At 62.3% G+C, this 17104-nt stretch carries 20 protein-coding genes; 12 read left to right on the top strand and 8 right to left on the bottom strand.

Annotated elements, in window-relative coordinates; genetic code table 11:
* The first annotated feature begins 35 nt into the window (after nt 1-35).
* The 4 genes from WDN02_RS04365 to WDN02_RS04350 are packed head-to-tail and all read left to right on the top strand — an operon-like array spanning nt 36 to nt 3030.
* Entirely contained in the window at nt 36-905 is an 870-nt protein-coding gene (locus WDN02_RS04365; RefSeq protein ID WP_337292340.1) for a F0F1 ATP synthase subunit gamma, read from the top strand.
* 12 nt (nt 906-917) lie between these two features.
* Nucleotides 918-2363, top strand: a complete 1446-nt coding sequence (atpD, locus tag WDN02_RS04360; RefSeq protein WP_337292339.1) for a F0F1 ATP synthase subunit beta — start codon at nt 918-920, stop codon at nt 2361-2363.
* Between the two features lies 1 nt (nt 2364).
* Nucleotides 2365-2613: a hypothetical protein gene (locus tag WDN02_RS04355; RefSeq protein ID WP_337292338.1), complete on the top strand. Its 249-nt coding sequence runs from the start codon at nt 2365-2367 to the stop codon at nt 2611-2613.
* A 15-nt stretch (nt 2614-2628) separates the two neighbouring features.
* Nucleotides 2629-3030 (top strand): F0F1 ATP synthase subunit epsilon, encoded by a 402-nt coding sequence (locus WDN02_RS04350; RefSeq protein ID WP_337292337.1) that lies wholly within the window; start codon nt 2629-2631, stop codon nt 3028-3030.
* A 9-nt stretch (nt 3031-3039) separates the two neighbouring features.
* Here the strand turns inward: WDN02_RS04350 and msrA are convergent, their stop codons facing one another.
* Genes msrA through msrB form a run of 3 tightly spaced genes read right to left on the bottom strand, consistent with a single transcriptional unit; the run spans nt 3040 to nt 6042 of the window.
* Complete coding sequence (gene msrA / locus WDN02_RS04345) at nt 3040-3723, bottom strand: peptide-methionine (S)-S-oxide reductase MsrA (RefSeq protein ID WP_337292336.1); 684 nt, start codon at nt 3721-3723, stop codon at nt 3040-3042.
* Between the two features lie 27 nt (nt 3724-3750).
* Nucleotides 3751-5535 (bottom strand): cytochrome c biogenesis protein DipZ, encoded by a 1785-nt coding sequence (locus tag WDN02_RS04340; protein WP_337292335.1) that lies wholly within the window; start codon nt 5533-5535, stop codon nt 3751-3753.
* A 9-nt stretch (nt 5536-5544) separates the two neighbouring features.
* Nucleotides 5545-6042 carry a peptide-methionine (R)-S-oxide reductase MsrB gene (gene msrB / locus WDN02_RS04335; protein WP_337292334.1) on the bottom strand — a complete coding sequence of 166 codons (498 nt, stop codon included), beginning with the start codon at nt 6040-6042 and terminating at the stop codon, nt 5545-5547.
* 132 nt (nt 6043-6174) lie between these two features.
* On the opposite strand from msrB, the gene WDN02_RS04330 reads away from it, so the two are divergent.
* From WDN02_RS04330 to WDN02_RS04320, 3 genes are all read left to right on the top strand, one after another.
* Nucleotides 6175-7980 carry an ABC-F family ATP-binding cassette domain-containing protein gene (locus tag WDN02_RS04330; RefSeq protein WP_337292333.1) on the top strand — a complete coding sequence of 602 codons (1806 nt, stop codon included), beginning with the start codon at nt 6175-6177 and terminating at the stop codon, nt 7978-7980.
* Nucleotides 7981-8051: 71 nt separating this feature from the next.
* Entirely contained in the window at nt 8052-8633 is a 582-nt protein-coding gene (locus WDN02_RS04325; protein ID WP_337292332.1) for a YqaA family protein, read from the top strand.
* Between the two features lie 7 nt (nt 8634-8640).
* Nucleotides 8641-9147 (top strand): disulfide bond formation protein B, encoded by a 507-nt coding sequence (locus WDN02_RS04320; protein WP_337292331.1) that lies wholly within the window; start codon nt 8641-8643, stop codon nt 9145-9147.
* Between the two features lie 9 nt (nt 9148-9156).
* Here the strand turns inward: WDN02_RS04320 and WDN02_RS04315 are convergent, their stop codons facing one another.
* From WDN02_RS04315 to rlmN, 3 genes are read right to left on the bottom strand one after another with little or no spacing between them, the layout of a single operon-like run.
* Nucleotides 9157-9468 carry a type II toxin-antitoxin system RelE/ParE family toxin gene (locus tag WDN02_RS04315; protein ID WP_337292330.1) on the bottom strand — a complete coding sequence of 104 codons (312 nt, stop codon included), beginning with the start codon at nt 9466-9468 and terminating at the stop codon, nt 9157-9159.
* A 4-nt stretch (nt 9469-9472) separates the two neighbouring features.
* Nucleotides 9473-9730, bottom strand: a complete 258-nt coding sequence (locus WDN02_RS04310; protein ID WP_337292329.1) for a hypothetical protein — start codon at nt 9728-9730, stop codon at nt 9473-9475.
* Nucleotides 9727-10941 (bottom strand): 23S rRNA (adenine(2503)-C(2))-methyltransferase RlmN, encoded by a 1215-nt coding sequence (gene rlmN / locus WDN02_RS04305; protein WP_337292328.1) that lies wholly within the window; start codon nt 10939-10941, stop codon nt 9727-9729. The genes WDN02_RS04310 and rlmN overlap by 4 nt, the downstream gene beginning before the upstream one ends.
* A 60-nt stretch (nt 10942-11001) precedes the next feature.
* Here rlmN and WDN02_RS04300 point away from each other — a divergent pair, with 60 nt between their 5' ends.
* The gene (locus WDN02_RS04300) at nt 11002-11727 is read left to right on the top strand and encodes an SIMPL domain-containing protein (protein ID WP_337292327.1); all 726 of its coding nucleotides are present in this window, start codon (nt 11002-11004) and stop codon (nt 11725-11727) included.
* Nucleotides 11728-11779: 52 nt separating this feature from the next.
* On the opposite strand, the gene WDN02_RS04295 is transcribed toward WDN02_RS04300, so the two are convergent.
* A complete protein-coding gene (locus tag WDN02_RS04295) occupies nt 11780-12634 on the bottom strand; it encodes a methyltransferase domain-containing protein (protein WP_337292326.1) in 855 nt (284 codons plus the stop codon).
* Nucleotides 12635-12716: 82 nt separating this feature from the next.
* On the opposite strand from WDN02_RS04295, the gene WDN02_RS04290 reads away from it, so the two are divergent.
* The 4 genes from WDN02_RS04290 (at nt 12717) to WDN02_RS04275 (ending at nt 16312) form a co-directional block, all read left to right on the top strand.
* Nucleotides 12717-13526 (top strand): ComF family protein, encoded by an 810-nt coding sequence (locus WDN02_RS04290; RefSeq protein ID WP_337292325.1) that lies wholly within the window; start codon nt 12717-12719, stop codon nt 13524-13526.
* A gap of 36 nt (nt 13527-13562) precedes the next feature.
* On the top strand, nt 13563-13835 hold the full coding sequence (gene grxC, locus WDN02_RS04285) for a glutaredoxin 3 (RefSeq protein ID WP_337292324.1): 273 nt from the start codon (nt 13563-13565) through the stop codon (nt 13833-13835).
* A complete protein-coding gene (locus WDN02_RS04280; protein ID WP_337292323.1) occupies nt 13832-14251 on the top strand; it encodes a DUF1178 family protein in 420 nt (139 codons plus the stop codon). Before grxC ends, WDN02_RS04280 begins: the two co-directional genes overlap by 4 nt.
* 78 nt (nt 14252-14329) lie before the next feature.
* Nucleotides 14330-16312, top strand: a complete 1983-nt coding sequence (locus WDN02_RS04275) for a tetratricopeptide repeat protein (protein WP_337292322.1) — start codon at nt 14330-14332, stop codon at nt 16310-16312.
* Here WDN02_RS04275 and ubiG read toward each other — a convergent pair.
* Complete coding sequence (gene ubiG / locus WDN02_RS04270) at nt 16282-17049, bottom strand: bifunctional 2-polyprenyl-6-hydroxyphenol methylase/3-demethylubiquinol 3-O-methyltransferase UbiG (RefSeq protein WP_337292321.1); 768 nt, start codon at nt 17047-17049, stop codon at nt 16282-16284. The two genes, WDN02_RS04275 and ubiG, sit on opposite strands and share 31 nt — an antisense overlap.
* Between the last annotated feature and the right edge of the window lie 55 nt (nt 17050-17104).

Below are 17104 nucleotides of genomic sequence, written 5' to 3'. Positions count from 1 at the left end.
GCGCCCCGAGCCAAATGAGCTAAAGCGGAACCGACATGCCCTCGTTGAAGGACCTGCGCAACCGTATCGCCTCGGTCAAGGCGACGCAGAAGATCACCAAGGCCATGCAGATGGTCGCGGCGGCGAAACTGCGCCGGGCGCAATTGGCGGCCGAGGCCGCGCGGCCCTTCGCCGAGCGGATGGAAAAAATCCTGACCGCGATTTCCGGCGGCTTTAGCGGGACGAAACCACCGTTGCTTGGCGGCACCGGCGGCGATTCCGTACAACTCCTCGTCGTCTGTACGGCGGAACGCGGGCTCTGCGGCGCTTTCAATTCCTCGATCGCACGCCTGGCGCGCGACAAGGCGGTGGACCTGCAAGCGCAAGGCAAGACCGTCAAGTTCCTCTGCATCGGGCGGAAGGGCTACGATCTTCTGAAGCGCCAATTCGGTTCGCAGATCATCGAAGTGATCGAATTGCGCGGCGTCAAGCAACTTGGCTTCGGCAATGCCGACGAGATCGGCCGCAAGATCATCGATCGCTTCGAAAAGGGCGAGTTTGCCGTCGCGACGTTGTTCTTCTCGCGCTTCCGTTCGGTGATCCAGCAGATCCCGACTGCGTTGCAGATCATTCCCGCCGAATTGCCCGAGGGCGCCGGCGTACACACGCACGTTCATTATGAGACCGAGCCGGAGCCGGACGAACTCCTTTCGGTGCTCCTGCCGCGCAACATCTCCATTCAGGTGTTCCGTGCATTGCTGGAAAACGCAGCTTCGGAACAGGGCGCACGAATGAGCGCGATGGACAGCGCCACGCGCAATGCCGGCGAAATGATCAAGAAGCAGACATTGAAATATAATCGCACCCGTCAGGCGATGATCACGAAGGAACTGATCGAGATCATCTCCGGCGCCGAAGCGCTTTAAAGAGGACGAAGCATGGCCGACGAAACCAAGCCCACTGGCCACATCACGCAGGTGATTGGCGCCGTCATCGACGTCAAGTTCGACGACCATCTGCCGCCGATCCTGAACGCACTCGAGACGAAGAACGGCGAAAACCGCCTCGTGCTCGAAGTCGCGCAGCATCTCGGCGAGAACACCGTCCGCACGATTGCCATGGACGTGTCCGAAGGCCTCGTACGCGGCCAGGCCGTCGTCGATACGGGTGCGCCGATCAGCGTGCCGGTGGGCGAGGAAACGCTCGGCCGCATCATGAACGTCATCGGCCTGCCGGTTGACGAGGCGGGGCCGATCAACACGACGGCACGCCGCTCGATCCATCAGCCGGCACCGTCCTACGCCGACCAATCGACGGAAGCGCAGATTCTCGAAACCGGCATCAAGGTCGTCGATCTGCTCGCGCCCTACGCCAGGGGCGGCAAGATCGGCCTCTTCGGTGGCGCCGGCGTCGGCAAGACCGTGCTGATCATGGAACTCATCAACAATATCGCGAAGGCACACGGCGGCTATTCCGTGTTCGCCGGCGTCGGTGAGCGGACCCGTGAAGGCAACGATCTCTATCACGAGATGATCGAGTCGAAGGTCAATGTCGATCCGCACGAGAACAACGGTTCGGCTGCCGGTTCGAAATGCGCTCTCGTCTATGGCCAGATGAACGAGCCGCCGGGCGCCCGTGCCCGTGTCGCGCTCTCGGGCCTCACGATCGCGGAAGATTTCCGCGACAAGGGCCAGGACGTGCTGTTCTTCGTCGACAACATCTTCCGCTTCACGCAGGCGGGCTCGGAAGTGTCGGCACTCCTGGGCCGCATCCCGTCGGCGGTCGGCTATCAGCCGACGCTTGCGACCGACATGGGCGATCTGCAGGAACGCATCACCACGACGACCAAAGGCTCGATTACGTCCGTGCAGGCGATCTACGTGCCGGCCGACGATTTGACCGATCCGGCGCCCGCGACCTCCTTCGCCCATCTCGATGCAACGACCGTGCTGTCGCGTTCGATCGCGGAAAAGGGCATCTATCCGGCGGTCGATCCGCTCGACTCGACCTCGCGCATGCTGTCGCCGCTCGTCGTCGGCGAGGAACATTACAATGTCGCCCGCCGCGTGCAGCAGATCCTCCAGCGCTATAAGGGCCTGCAGGACATCATCGCCATTCTCGGCATGGATGAACTGTCGGAAGAAGACAAGCTGACCGTTGCGCGCGCACGCAAGATCGAGCGCTTCCTGTCGCAACCTTTCCATGTTGCGGAAGTTTTCACTGGCTCGCCAGGCAAGCTCGTGTCTCTCGCCGATACGATCAAGGGCTTCAAAGGTCTGATCGAAGGCAAATACGACAACCTGCCCGAGGCTGCTTTCTACATGGTTGGGTCCATCGACGAAGCAGTGCAGAAGGCCGAGCGACTCGCCAAAGAGGCTGCTTGATATGAATTCTCGCGTTCTGTTTCTGATCGTCGGATTGGTACTGGGCGCGGTCGTCGGCTATCTCACGCGGCCGCAGGAGGCCGAAGTCAACTTCGGCCCCTTACATATCCAGGTCCAGGGCGATCACGCCGCTGGCGTGCGTGACGAAGGTGGTCTGACGAACGGCCAGATCACGCATATCGCTATTTATACAGCGGGCGGCGCCGTGCTTGGTGCGCTCGCTGGTTTGCTGGCCGCACGGCGCGCCTAAAGGGGTAAGGAAACTATGCCGGCTTTTCCCTTTGAACTCGTCTCGCCCGAGAAGATCGTATTTTCGGGCGAAGTCGAAGCCGTTGTCGTCCCCGGCGTCGAGGGCGAATTCACCGTGCTCAAGGATCATGCGCCGACGCTGGCGCTGATAAAGCCGGGCATTCTCGAATACGATCTTTCGACGACGCAGAAGACCCGGTTGTTCGTGCGCGGCGGCTTCGCGCAGATCGCGCCGGAAGGCCTGACCATCCTTGCCGAGCAGACGATCGCGCTTGAAGAGCTCGATGCCGCGAAGCTCGATGCCGATCTCAAGGATGCGGAAGAAGACGTCGCCGATGCGAAGACGGACGAAACACGCCGTCTCGCCACCGAGCGCCGCGATCAGATCAATGAGCTGAAGGCCGCGTTGAAGCTTTAAGCTCCGGCCTTATTCCGAAGCGGTCGCACCCACCAGTTTCGCCTGCGGCCGGTAGAGCGCCGGAAAGAATTGGCGCAGCGCCGCGATCTTCGGCATATCGTTCGTGGCGATATATCCGTCGTCAGGATGCAGCGTCGCGAAATCCTGATGATAGCCTTCCGCCGGATAGAAGGCTTTGAACGGCTCGATTGTCGTGACAACCGGCGCGTCGAAAGCATGCGCCTTATCGAGTTGGGAGATATAGGCTGCGGCAACTTTCCGCTGCTCGGGATTGGCTGCGAAAATCGTCGAGCGATATTGCGTGCCGGTATCCGCGCCCTGATGGTTGAGTTCGGTCGGATCGGTCGCGACCGAAAAATAGATCTGCAAAATTTTGCCATAGCTCACGACGCGCGGATCGAAGGTGATACGCACCGATTCCGCATGGCCCGTCTGGCCCGTGCCGACGATCTCGTAATGCGCGTTCGCTTTGCTGCCGCCGGAATAGCCGGAGATCGCTTCGCTGACGCCCTTCACATGCTGAAAGACTCCTTGCACGCCCCAGAAACAGCCGCCAGCGACGACGGCCGTTTCGAGATGCGGGCGCGGCGCCTCATCCATCATTGGCGCAGGCACCAGCGCTGCGGGTTCGGCAAAGCTGCGTGAACTTACCCAAAACGCCGACGCGCCGAGCGTCGCCGCGACGACACCCAAAATCAGATATCGCGATATATTCGCCTCCTATCCAAAGGTGAACGAGAAAGCCTCGACCCCTGGGTCAAGGAATTGGATTTCAAACGTGCGGTCTTTCACCTCGCCGCTTTGACGCACGAGCTGATAGAGCCGCTGCTCCGTCACTGTGCCGTTGCCAGCCGCATCGATATCGACACCATGGTCGGCGCCTGGCGCCTGGCCGTTGACCAGAACACGGAAATGGATCGGCTTACCGTCCTTGTCCGGCCCGAGCACGAGATGCAGATCGCGGGCGTGGAAATGAAAGGTGATCTTCCCGCCGGCGGTGTCGAGCGAAGCGCGTTCACCGCCCACCGCCCAATTGCCCGTCAGTCCCCATTGATTGAGGTGTAACGTCGGCGCCAACGCATAGACATGCGGGGCGTCATGCACGGCATCCTCGGTTGACGCGAAATGTTCGGCGCGGTCGTAGCCGATGTATGTTTCGGGTGACTGAACATCTCCGGCATTCGATTCCGCTTCCGCGCCGCCGGCCGAGACTTTCACGATATCAGACGCAACACCTGTGTGCCCGGCTTCGGCGAGCAATTGCTGAATGACCTTTTCCGACTGGTCATATTCGCCTTCGCCGAAATGATGATGACGAATGTGCCCCTGTGCGTCGATGAAATAATGCGCCGGCCAGAACTCGTTGTTGAAGCCCTGCCAGATCGCATAATCGTTGTCGATCGCCACAGGATAGGTGACGCCGAGTTCGCGCACCGCGCGCTTCACATTGTCGATGTTCTTCTCGAAAGCGAATTCGGGCGCATGCACGCCGATGACGACGAGACCCTTGTCCTTATACTTGTCGGCCCACGCGCGAACGTAAGGCAGCGCGCGCAGGCAGTTGATACAGGAATAGGTCCAGAAATCGACGAGCACGACTTTGCCGCGCAGGCTCTCACGGGTGAGCGGTGGCGAATTCAGCCATTGCGTCGCGCCGGCAAGCGACGGCATGTCGCCTTCGACGGGGAGGGCCGTCGCGTTGGCGGGATGATGATGCGCCGACATCATCATCATGGCGCCGCCGCTGTCATTCATCACGACGGAGGTCGCAGGTTTCTGCGCCCGTGTCTTATCGATCAAAACCTGTTCGAGTGCGTTCGTCGGCGCTGCGGAGACGCGGGTGAGAAAGCCCGTGTCGAAGCCAAGCGCGATGGCGGCGACGCCCGCCAGCACAGCGGCACCCAACGCGCGCCGAATCCACTCGCCCGCACCAAGCGAGCGTTTCATCGCCGCAAAGACGCGGCCGCCGATGAGAAGAGCGGCGGCGAGCGAGGTTGCCGCGCCTGCGGCATAGGCCAGCAGCAAAAGCGAGGTTTTGGCATTGGCGCCCTGCAATGCCGCGCCGGTGAGGACGAGGCCGAGGATCGGTCCGGCGCAAGGCGCCCAGAGCAGGCCGGTGGCGATGCCGAGCACGAATGACGAGAAGATTTTCTGCCCGCTGCTCGCTTCATTTGTCGAGGATTGCGAGAGTCGATTGCCGAGACTAACGATCGGACGTGTCAGCCGGTCGGCGATCGACGGAACGAGCAGCGTCACGCCAAAAATGGCCAGAAGCACGAGTGCGGCGTCGCGGCCGATCTCATTGGCGCGTACCGCCCAGCCGCCGCCGAGCGCCGCCAGCGTGGCGACGGCGGCGAAGGTCAGCGCCATCCCGGCAAGCAGCGGCAGGCCCGTCTTGACGAAGGGCTCGTCGGCGCGCGCGAAGACAAAGGGCAGCACCGGCAGAATGCACGGGCTGAGAATCGTCAGGACGCCGCCGAGATAAGCTATAATTACGAGAAGCATGTTGTTACCTTAGGCCGTGGCGCCGGGGATGAATTTCATGGCGACGCCATCCATGCAGTAGCGCAGGCCCGTCGGCTTCGGGCCGTCATCGAAGACGTGGCCGAGATGGCCGCCGCAGCGGTGGCAGGAAATCTCGGTCCGCACCATGCCCAGAGTATGGTCGTCCGCCTCGTTGACGCCATTGTGTAGCGGCGCCCAGAAGCTCGGCCAGCCGGTGCCGCTGTCGAACTTGGTCGTCGACGAGAAGAGGTGATTGTCGCAGCCGGCGCAGGCGAAGATCCCGGCGCGGTGCTCATCCAGCAGCGGGCTGGTCAACGGCCGCTCCGTGCCCTGCTGGCGCAGCACATCATACTGATCCGGCGTCAGAAGCTGGCGCCATTCAGCGTCGGTATGGGTGACTTCGTAGGTCCGTTTCGCCTTGGCGGCGTCGCCGCGGGCAAATTGACTTAAGCCGAGGGCGGCAAGTCCGGCCGCGCCGGCGATGGAAAATCCTCTGCGGGTGAGCATCTTAGTTTCCTCAACTCCGAAAGTGGCGGCTCGCGATTTCGGCCGTCATTCGCTAGGAGATACGGTCGGAACCGGCGCGACGTTACGCCCAATGCCGGCTCTCACAGACAGTTGAAAGATTAAATCGCGTTCATGGCCTCCCCCCTTCTCACCCTCCAATCGATCCGCTTGAGCTTCGGCAATACGCCGCTGCTGAGCGAGGCTGAACTCTCGGTTACAGCCGGTGACCGGCTGTGCCTTGTCGGCCGCAATGGCTCCGGCAAATCGACCCTGCTCAAGATCGCTGCCGGGCTCATCGAGCCGGACGCCGGAAGGCGTTTCCTGCAGCCCGGGGCGAGCCTGCGTTATCTGCCGCAGGAGCCGGAGTTTTCCGGCTTCGCGACGGCGCTCGATTACGTCGTCGAGGGGCTGAGCCCGGTGGACGGGCCACACCTTGGCCGCGCGCTGTTGAACGAGCTTGGGCTGAGCGGCGACGAGAACCCCGCGAAGCTTTCCGGTGGCCAGGCCCGGCGGGTGGCCTTGGCCCGCGTCATGGCGCCCGAGCCGGACATTCTGCTCCTCGACGAGCCGACGAACCATCTCGACCTGCCGACGATCGAATGGCTGGAGGATAAGCTCGCGAGGCTGCGCTCGGCGCTGGTCCTCATCAGCCATGACCGCCGCTTCCTGCAAAATCTGACCCGCAAAACCCTCTGGCTCGATCGCGGCATCACTTTCCATCGCGACCGCGGCTTTGCCGAATTCGAGGCCTGGCGCGACCAGATGCTCGAAGAGGAAGAGCTGAAACACCACAAGCTGGCGCGCAAAATCGCCGCAGAAGAGGATTGGCTGCGCTATGGCGTCACCGCGCGGCGCAAGCGCAACCAGAAGCGCCTCGCCGATCTTCATGGTTTGCGCAAGACGCACCGCGAGCATCGCGGCGCCTTGGGCGATGTGAAATTCGCGGCGACCGAAACCGCGAACGCGCCTTCGATGGTGATCGAGGCCCGCGACATCACAAAATCCTACGGCGAGCGGGTGATAGTCCGGGAGTTTACGGCGCGTATCCTGCGCGGCGGCCGGCTGGGCCTTGTCGGTGCCAATGGTGCGGGAAAGACGACGCTCATCAATCTTTTGACTGGCGGCCTCGCGCCCGAAACCGGCGAAGTGAAGCGCGGCGCGGGCCTCGCCATGGCGACCCTCGACCAGAACCGCGCTTCGCTCGACCCGCAAACGAGCCTCAAGGACGCGTTGACCGGCGGCGGCAGCGATTTCGTCGAGGTCGCGGGCGCCCGCAAACATGTCATCGGCTATATGCGCGATTTTCTCTTCGGCCCCGAACAGGCCGGAACGCCGATCGGCCGCCTCTCGGGCGGCGAGCGCGGCCGGCTGATGCTGGCCCGGGCGCTGGCGCAGCCGACCAACCTTCTCGTCCTCGACGAACCGACCAACGACCTCGACCTCGAAACGCTCGATCTGCTGCAGGAATTGCTGGCCGATTACAAAGGCACCGTGATCCTGGCGAGCCACGATCGCGACTTTCTCGACCGCATCGCATCTTCGGTTCTGGTTGCTGAGGGCGACGGGCGTTGGCGCGAATATGCCGGCGGCTATTCCGACATGGTGACGCAGCGCGGGCAGGGGCTTTCAACGGCGCCGATCCTGAAGTCACGGCGCGACAAAGCCGATCCGAAGGCGCAGACCGATGCGCCGAAGGCGAAGCGCAAACTCTCCTTCAAGGAAAAGCATGCGCTTGAGACCCTGCCGGCCCGGATCGTGACGCTTCAGGCCGAAGCGGCGCGGCACAAGGCGGTGCTCGCCGATTCCGAGCTTTATGCGCGCGACCGCGGAAAGTTCACCGTGGCGACGGAGGCACTCGCCAATGCGACGGCCGAAATCGCCAGGGCCGAGGAAGATTGGCTGGCGCTCGAAATCCTTCGTGAAGAAATCGAGGGATAGGCTCTTGCCGAGTCTGCCTTGTATCGACGCCGCGCGAAACTTGCTACCAGCATTGGCGGACCGGATCGACGATGTTCAAAAAGCTCTACCAATGGACACTTTCCCTGGCGGAGAGCCCCCACGCCCCCTGGGCGCTGGGGATCATCGCCTTCGCCGAGAGCTCGTTCTTTCCGATCCCGCCGGATACGATTCTCGTGCCGATGTCTCTGGCGCGCCCGAACCGCGCCTTTTTCTATGCGCTGATTTGTACTTTGGCGTCGGTTGCGGGCGGTATTCTTGGCTATGCGATCGGCGCGTTGCTGTATGCGACTTTGGGCAGATGGCTCATCCATCTCTACGGCTATGGGGCGCGGGTCGATGACTTGCGTGCGCTTTACGCGCATTGGGGCTGGGCATTTATTCTCATCAAGGGCCTGACGCCGATCCCGTTCAAGATCGTGACGATTACCAGCGGGCTTCTGGCCTATAGCCTGCCGCTCTTCATCCTCCTCTGCCTGATCACGCGCGGCGCAAGGTTCTTCCTGCTTGCTGCGCTACTCAATCGTTACGGTGCGCCGATCAACGGCTTGTTAGAGAAGTACTTCGGCTATTTCCTGCTCATTCTTGCTGCTGCCGTAATTCTTGGCTTTGTCATCGCCGCGCATTTGGCGTGAGGGACACGTGGCCGAGACTTATTTTCGAGATGTGCATGCTTCGCGCGCCGCGGGGCTGATCCTGCTGATCGCTGCGGCGACAATCGCCGGGGCGTGGATTTTCCAGGCATTTGGCATCGCGCCCTGCGAATTATGTCTGAGCGAGCGCATTCCCTATTATGTCGGCGTTCCCGTGGCGGCGCTGACGCTTATCTTCGCCTTACGAGAATCGAAGGCGCTGATGCTGTTGGGCTTCATCGCCTTGTTTCTGATCTTCGCTTTCAGCGCGGGGTTTGGCGTTTATCACGCCGGTGTCGAATGGCATTTCTGGGATGGGCCGACCGCCTGCACGGGTAGCACGATGACCAAGGCTGCGACGATGCAGGATTTCATGAATCAATTGCGCACCGTCAAAGTCGTACGCTGCGATGCGGTGGCGATCCGCATCCTGGGCCTGTCGCTCGCCGGCTGGAATGCTGTGATCTCCGCCGTGCTTGCCGTTATCGCCGTCTGGGGCGCGCGCAAAGTCGGCTAGACGGATATTTTAGGTGCCGCGCAATAGCGACCGCACTGAAATTTTGCGGTGACCGTGCAGCACGCGCAAAATGATCACAAGATCGTCCGCTTCGATATATTCGTAGATGATTACAAAGGGCGCGACGACGCTTATGCGCACCTGCGATCCCAAGGTCGCGCGTGGCGCGCCGCTCTGGGGATAGATTGCCAGGCGATCATAGACATCTTCGAAGGCGGCGACGTACCTAGCCGCTACGTCGCGGCCGGCTTTGGCGTCGAGGTAGGAAATAATTTCGGCGGTATCGGAGTCGGCCGTCGCGGTAACGCTGATCTGCGCCACCAGCTTAGCGAGATTTCAGGCGCGCTGCGTTCCGCGCCTTGTGCTCGGCAAGCGACATGACATCGCCACGGGCGATCGCGCCGCGAGCCTCTTCGACATAAGCCTTTGCCCAGTCGAAGTCGTCGCCTTCTTCGGCCACGCGCTCGGCGATTCGCTCGTCAATCAATTGTCGCGCTGCTTCCTCGATCGACTTAAAATCGCCACGCTCAACATGGGCTTTAAGCCAGGCTTCCTGCTCACTCGTGAGAATGACTGGCATCATTCCGCCTCTACCGCCAACCGCGCCCGTGCGCGCAGCTTTTCCGTCTCGCTCTTCAATTGGCCGCAGGCGGCGAGAATGTCGCGGCCGCGCGGCGTGCGCACCGGGCTCGCATAGCCGGCGTTGAAGACGATGTCGGAAAAGGCTTCGATCTTATCCCAGTCCGAGCACTCATATTGCGTGCCGGGCCACGGATTGAACGGGATCAGATTGATCTTGGCCGGAATGCCCTTGAGCAGGCGCACCAATTCGCGCGCCTCGGCGGGCGAATCGTTGACGCCCTTCAGCATCACATATTCGAAGGTGATGCGCCGCGCGTTCGAGGCGCCGGGATAGTCGCGGCAGGCGGCGAGCAAATCCTTGATCGGATATTTCTTGTTGAGGGGCACCAACGTGTCGCGCAGAGCATCGCGCACCGCGTGGAGCGAAATAGCGAGCATCGGGCCGGCCTCGGCACCAAGCTTTTCGATCTGCGGCACGACGCCGGCGGTCGAGACAGTGATGCGCCGTTTCGAAACCGACAACCCGTCACCGTCCGCCAGCACGCCGATCGCATCGCGCACGTTATCAAAATTATAGAGGGGCTCGCCCATGCCCATGAAGACGATATTGGTGATCGGCCGTCCCTCGCCCTGTGGCAGTAGGCCGTCGGTCGGCGGCGTCAGCCCGGGGAAATCGCCGAGCCGTTCCCGTGCGACCACGATTTGCGCGACGATCTCGCGCGAGGTGAGATTGCGGACGAGTTTCTGCGTGCCGGTATGGCAGAAGCTGCACGTCAGCGTGCAGCCGACCTGACTCGAAATGCAAAGCGTGCCGCGGTCGCTTTCCGGGATGTAGACGCACTCGACTTCGGCACCTTTATCGGTTGCGTTCGCAGGCGCCAGCCTGAGCAGCCATTTGCGGGTGCCGTCCTGAGAGACTTGCTCGGTGACGACCTCGGGCCGGGTTAGATGCTCGTGCTCGGCGAGTGCGCCGCGCAGGCTTTTGCCGATATTGAGCATGGCGCCGAAGTCGCGGGCGCCTTGGAAATAGAGCCAGTGCCAGAGCTGCGCGACGCGCATCTTGATTTCGCGCTCCGGCACGCCGAGGGCGCGCAACGTCTCGGCCAGTTCGGCGCGGGTCGCGCCCAACAGCGAGGCTTTTGGCGTCAGCTTGGCGTCATCTTCTCGCCGTACAGGCGAAGATGATGAAAGGGTCTCGGTGTGCAAATCCATTGCCGCTATGTAGCATCTGGCAGCCGTTTTCTCCACCAGCCCTCGCCAAGGAGCAGATTCATGGTTTTTGTGCGTCTCGTCGCTTTGATTTGCGGCTGCTTTGCTTCCGGTGCGGCCCTGGCGCAGGTGGCGCTCACGGACTCGGTGCCCACTATCACCGTCGTCGGCCACGCGCGGACGGAAGTTGTGCCGGATTTTGTGACCCTGTCGCTGGCGGTCGTGTCCGAAAAGCCGACGGCGTCGGCCGCCGCAGCCGCCAACGCCCAGGCTGCACAAGCGGTCGTTCAAGAGCTTGAGGATCAGGGGATTGATCCCAAGGATGTCCAGACGAGCGAAGTCTCATTGATGCCTGTTTATGACAATGTATCCGACGCCGTCGGCCATACGTCGAGCCAGAAACTGCGCGGCTATCAGGCGCGAAACGGCGTGAAGATCCGGGTTAGCGACATCAGCAAGGCGGGGGCGCTGGCGGGGCGTTTAATCGACCGCGGCGCCAATGAATTTCAAGGTCTGAGTTTCGGTGCGACCCATGAGCCCGAAATTCGCGACAAGCTGAACGACGAGGCGATGCGCGATGCCGTGCGCAAGGCCAAGGCCTTTTTGCCGGCGGCCGGGGTCGGCCTGGGCCAGGTGCTCCAAATCGCCCCGGATGACCGGGGTGGCCTCCAGCCGGGCGTCTTCGCCAAGGCGATGGCGCCGTCGGTCGATTATTCCCCGACGATCGAGCCCGGCACCTTGATCTACGAAGCGCAAGTGCGCGTGACGTGGGCGCTGACGCAGCACTAATTCCAACCGCATCGGATTATCCGAAAACCGCTTCGCACTTTTCGGTCTGATGCTAAGGCTTGCGAAGAACGTCGGCGAGCGAGACCTGCGCGCTGCCGGGCTTTAGCGGCTTCTGCTGGCTTTCGTGCGGTGCCCATCCGGACAGAAAGATGAGTTCAAAGGTCGCGGGCAGCCGGCCATCGGAATCGGCATTGTCGCGCGTATAGATCTCCGCGGCGCGGAGAAAGAGCGCGCGGCGCGTCGGCCTGCGCAGCCGTCCGACAAGCGTGTTCGTCGCGCCCATTGCGCGCAGATCGGCGAGCAGCGCGAAAAAATGCGGGTAACGCACGGTCAGCGTCTCGACATCGGTGACCGGCAGCGCGAAGCCCGCACGTTGCAGAAGGCCCCCCATGTCGCGCACGTCGGCGAAGGGTGCGACGCGTGGCGAGACGCCGCCGGATATTTCGGTTTCCGCTTCCGCCAGCGACGCGCGCAATTCGCGCAAGGTCGAACCGCCGACAAGGCAGCCAAGAAACAGGCCGTCCGGTTTCAACGTCCGCCGGATTTGCGCGAGAGTGCCCGGCAGATCATTGACGTCATGCAGCGCGAGCGCCGAGACCGCCAGATCGAATGCGTTGCGCTCGAAGGGCAGAAGGTCGACATCGCCGATGACATCCGGGCGTCCCAAAGGTGCGATGCGCGTCACCCGCGCCGCCGGAAAGGTTTCGACAAGGCGCTCGGTTAGGAGTGGCAGCGGCGTCCCGAAATCAGCAATGGCGGTGAAGCGCCGCCTGACGGCGCCGAGCCGGTCCACGATTTCATTCGTCGCTTGCGCGAGCAGAAAATCGGCGGCCTCGGCCGCCAGCGCGCGAGCATGGCGCCGCCGCTGCAAATTGCGATCGAAGATCAGAATTTCGTTTGCTGCCACGCGAACCTTTTAGCGCATCGGAGTTTGCCGCGAACCCGGCAAATTTTCTGGCGGCCCTCGCAACGTCATTTATGCTGGTCCGATGACGTTTGATGACCCCGCACGTGCCGATCTGCCGCCGGCTGATTGGGCCACCATCTTCCGCGCCGTTCTGCGGCATGGGCGAGGTGTCGCTGGGTGCGCACTCGATATTGTTTTTCCACCATCATGCCTCGCCTGCCGCAAGGCGGTGGCGGTGCATGGCGCGCTATGTCCGGTGTGCTGGCGGCAGGTCGGTTTCATCGAGAAGCCGTATTGCGAGCGGCTCGGCACGCCGTTCGCCTATGATCTCGGCGTTCCGGGCCTGCAATCGCCGGAGGCGATGGCCAATCCACCCGTTTATCAACGCGCTCGCGCCGTCGCGCGTTTCGAGGACGGTCCGGTTCGCGCGCTGATCCATCGGTTGAAATACGGCGACCGGATGGAACTCGCCAAACCGCTCGGCCTCTGGATGGCGCGTGCCGGCGCGGAGCTGCTTGCCGAAGCGGTTCTGCTGATCCCGGTGCCGTTGCATCGGCGACGCCTTATTTGGCGGCAATTCAATCAGGCGAACGCTTTGGCCGAGGTCGTCGGCAGGGCGAGCGGCAAGAAAGTCGATCCGTTCGCGCTGGCGCGAGTCAAACGGACCGTGCCGCAGGTCGGCCTGACGCGCAGCCAGCGTGCCGATAATGTGCAAGGCGCGTTCAAGGTGCCCGAGGGCGGCTCGCTCGCCATCATGGGCCGCAAGGTGTTGCTCATCGACGATGTGCTGACCTCCGGTGCGACACTGAATGCCGCGGCGCGCGCCTTGCTACGTGGCGGCGCCGCGCGCGTCGATGTCCTGGTTTTCGCCAGGGTTGTGAGCGCCGGCTAAAATCCCATATGTAGAAGAATTCAAAAGGTCCAATCGATGCCGCAGCCGCATATCGTTATTTACACCACAGCCTCCTGCCCCTATTGCCATCGCGCCAAGGCGCTGCTCAATGAGCGCGGTCTGGCGTTCGAGGAGATTTCCGCCGATGGCGATCCGGCGGCGCGTGCGGCGATGACGGCACGGGCCAACGGCCGTTACACCGTGCCGCAGATTTTCTTCGGCGACCGCCATATCGGCGGCAGTGACGATCTGCACGATCTCGATGCACGCGGCGAACTTCAGGCGATTTTGGCCGACGCGGCGCAATGATCAAATATGCCCTGAAGTGCGCCAACGGCCATGAGTTTGATTCGTGGTTTCCAAGCGCGGCAAGCTTTGACGAACAGGTTGCGCGAGGCCAAGTGGTATGTCCGGTCTGCGGCGTGGCCGAGGTCGGCAAGGCAATCATGGCGCCGGCTGTCAGCCATGGCGACAAGATCGAATCGCCGCTCGCGCAGGGGGACGAAGCCAAGCGCCGCGCCGAACTACGCGCTCTGCGACACTACGTGATGGGCGTCACCGAAGATGTCGGAACGCGCTTTCCGGACGAGGCGCGCAAGATCGCCGAGGGATCGAGCGAGGAGCGACCGATTCGTGGTGAGGCGACGCGCGAAGAGGCCAGGGCGCTTCTCGACGAAGGTATTCAGATCCTGCCGCTGCCGTTCGCGTCGGAAGATATGAATTAATTCTTTATCGCGACGCCTACGTAAGTCTGGCGCAAGCCGGTGTGCCGACACTGCCGCCTTTACTGGGCGGAGCTTCCCATGCCTCAGACCTTCAATGCAGCACGCGCGCCGGATGCACCGGCGTTTGCTCCGGTGCCGAGTTTTGGCCTCGATGCGACGCTGAACGATGCCGCGAATTTGCTGCGACAGGGGCGTAAGGCCGAAGTTCTTTCAGCCCTCGCGACACTCGATCCGAACATGATCAGCAGCCCGGATCGTTGTCATCTCGCCGGTCTCATTCATGTCGGGGCCGAGGCCTGGGCTGGCGCCGTGCCGTGGTTTGCGCAGGCGCGCAAGCTGCGCCCGGACTTTGTCGATGCAATTGTGCGCCTTGCGCGCGTGTTGCAAAGATTGGGACGCTTTGAAGAAGCCGCCGCCGCGTTCGACGAGGCGGAAAAGTTCGGCGTCAGCGATCCGAGCGTCTATTACAACAAAGGCCTGGTCCTGCACGCGCTCGGACGCAATGGCCAGGCGATCACGGCTTTTGATCATGCGCTCCGGTTGCAGCCGGCTTATCCCGAAGCTTTACGTGCCGGCGCGATTATCCTTTCGCAGAGCGGCAATTTCGACGGCGCGTTGAAATTCCTCGAGGAGGCCCTGCGCCTCAAGCCGGATTATTTCGAGGCGCTGCTGGATCGCGCCAATATCCTCAATGCGTTGAAGCGCGTTGATGCGGCTTGCGAGGCTTATAGGACGGCGCTCGCGCGTTTCCCCGGTAATCCCGACCTTCTCAACAATCTTGGCGTGGCCTTGATCGAGACTGGTGATCTCAAGGGCGCGTTGGAGGCACTCGATCAGGCCGTTGCGATAAAGCCTGAGTTGGTTGAAGCGTGGCTCAACCGCGCCACGGTGTTGATGAAAACGGTCGGTCCGGATGCGGCCCTTCAATCCTTCGACCGCGCGTTGGCGCTTCGCCCGGATTATCAGGCGGCCCTGGTCGGGCGCGGCGTCGCGCTGAAAGAATTGGAAGAATTCGACGCGGCGGAGGTAGCCTTCGATGCTGCCCTCGCGCTCGATCCCGAAAGCGCCCATGCCCGCAACAACAAGGGCGTGCTGCAATTATTGCGCGGCAATTTCCGCGATGGCTTGGAAAACTACGAATATCGCTGGGGCTGCGGCCTCACGCCCCACAACCAGCTCAAATTCCCGATTCCGCAATGGCAGGGCAACAGCCATCCGGGCGAGAAGCTGATCGTCTACGGCGGCGAGGGTCTCGGCGACGCGCTGCAGTTCTGTCGCTATCTGCCGCTGCTCGCCAAAGCTGGCATTGATGTCACCTTCTTCTGCCGCAGCAAGCTGCTCAGGCTGATGCGCGGCTTGATTCCGCAGGTGCGCTGTGTCGACGATCTCGGCCCGTACGAACGATTTGACAGCCAGATCGCACTTTCAAGTCTGCCGTTCGCATTCCGCACCGATCTTACGACTATCCCGAGCTGTACGCCCTATCTGGCGGCCGAACCCGCACTCGTGTCGAAATGGGCGGAGCGGCTGATGAGCCGTGGCAATTCCGCCGCCTTCAAGATCGGCTTGTGCTGGCAAGGCAATCTTGACCCCAAGGCGGACCCCTCGCGGTCGATTCCGCTCGCGCATTTCGCGCCGCTTGCGGGCACGAAGAATTTTCGCCTCATCAGCCTTCAAAAAGGTGAGGGCGCCGCGGCCTTGGCCGCAGTACCGGAGCTTGCCATCGAGATGCTTGGCGCCGATTTCGATGCCGGGCCGGATGCATTTATCGATACGGCCGCGGTGATGCAGACGCTCGATCTCATTATCACCTGCGACACGTCCGTGGCGCATCTCGCCGGCGCCTTGGGGCGTCCGACCTTTCTCCTGCTCAGGAAGGTGCCGGATTGGCGCTGGATGCTCGACCGCGAAGATACGCCCTGGTATGCGACCATGCGGCTCTTCCGTCAGCGCACGCGCGGCGATTGGGACGAGACGATGCTGCGCGTCGTGGACGTCGCCAAAGCCTTGCATGATTATAACTCGGGGCTTCAGACCTTGCGCTCAGCCGCGATGATGTAATTCACGTCCATATCCGCGCTGCGTGTCCAGGTGTCGGTGAGCGGGTGATAGACGACGCCGGTTTCGTCGAGAATTTTCAGGCCGCCGCTGCGTAACGCGAGACGCAATTCGCGTGGCGTCACGAAATGCTGCCAGTCGTGCGTGCCGCGCGGCAGCCAGCGCAAAATATATTCGGCGCCGACGATCGCGAGCGCGTAGCTCTTCAGCGTCCGGTTGAGCGTTGCGGCAACCATGACACCGCCCGGCCGCACCAGTGATGCCGCTGTCGCGACAAAGGCTTTGACGTCACGGACGTGCTCGACGACCTCCATCGCGAGCACAACGTCGTAGCGCAGGTTCTTTTCCGCCAACGCCTCGGCCGTCGTTTCAAGATAATCGATTCTTAAGCCCGATTGCTCGGCATGATGTCGCGCAACCTCGATATTGGTCGGTGCTGGATCGACCCCGGTGACTTCAGCGCCAAGACGCGCCAGGGCTTCGCTGAGAACGCCCGCGCCGCAGCCGATATCAAGGATTTCGAGCCCGTCGAGCGGGCGGCCGGGGTTGGCCGTCGGCCGGCTGTCACGGCGCGGCCGATCGACGAGAAGTTGCTTAAGATAGTCGACCCGCACGGGATTGAACCGGTGGAGGGGCTTCATCGGCCCCTTCAAATCCCACCAGGTCGCCGCCAAACGGTCAAAACGCGCGACTTCCTCCGGATTGACGCTGGCTCCGTCTTGCGGTGTCTCCCCCGTCATTTTAACCCTCCTGTTGGCCGCATGCGCTGTTCATTGACTTCGCCGCCGGGGTCGT

It is taken from the genome of Methylovirgula sp., assembly GCF_037200945.1.
GTDB lineage: Bacteria > Pseudomonadota > Alphaproteobacteria > Rhizobiales > Beijerinckiaceae > Methylovirgula.
This window is presented reverse-complemented; position numbering and strand designations above follow the sequence as displayed.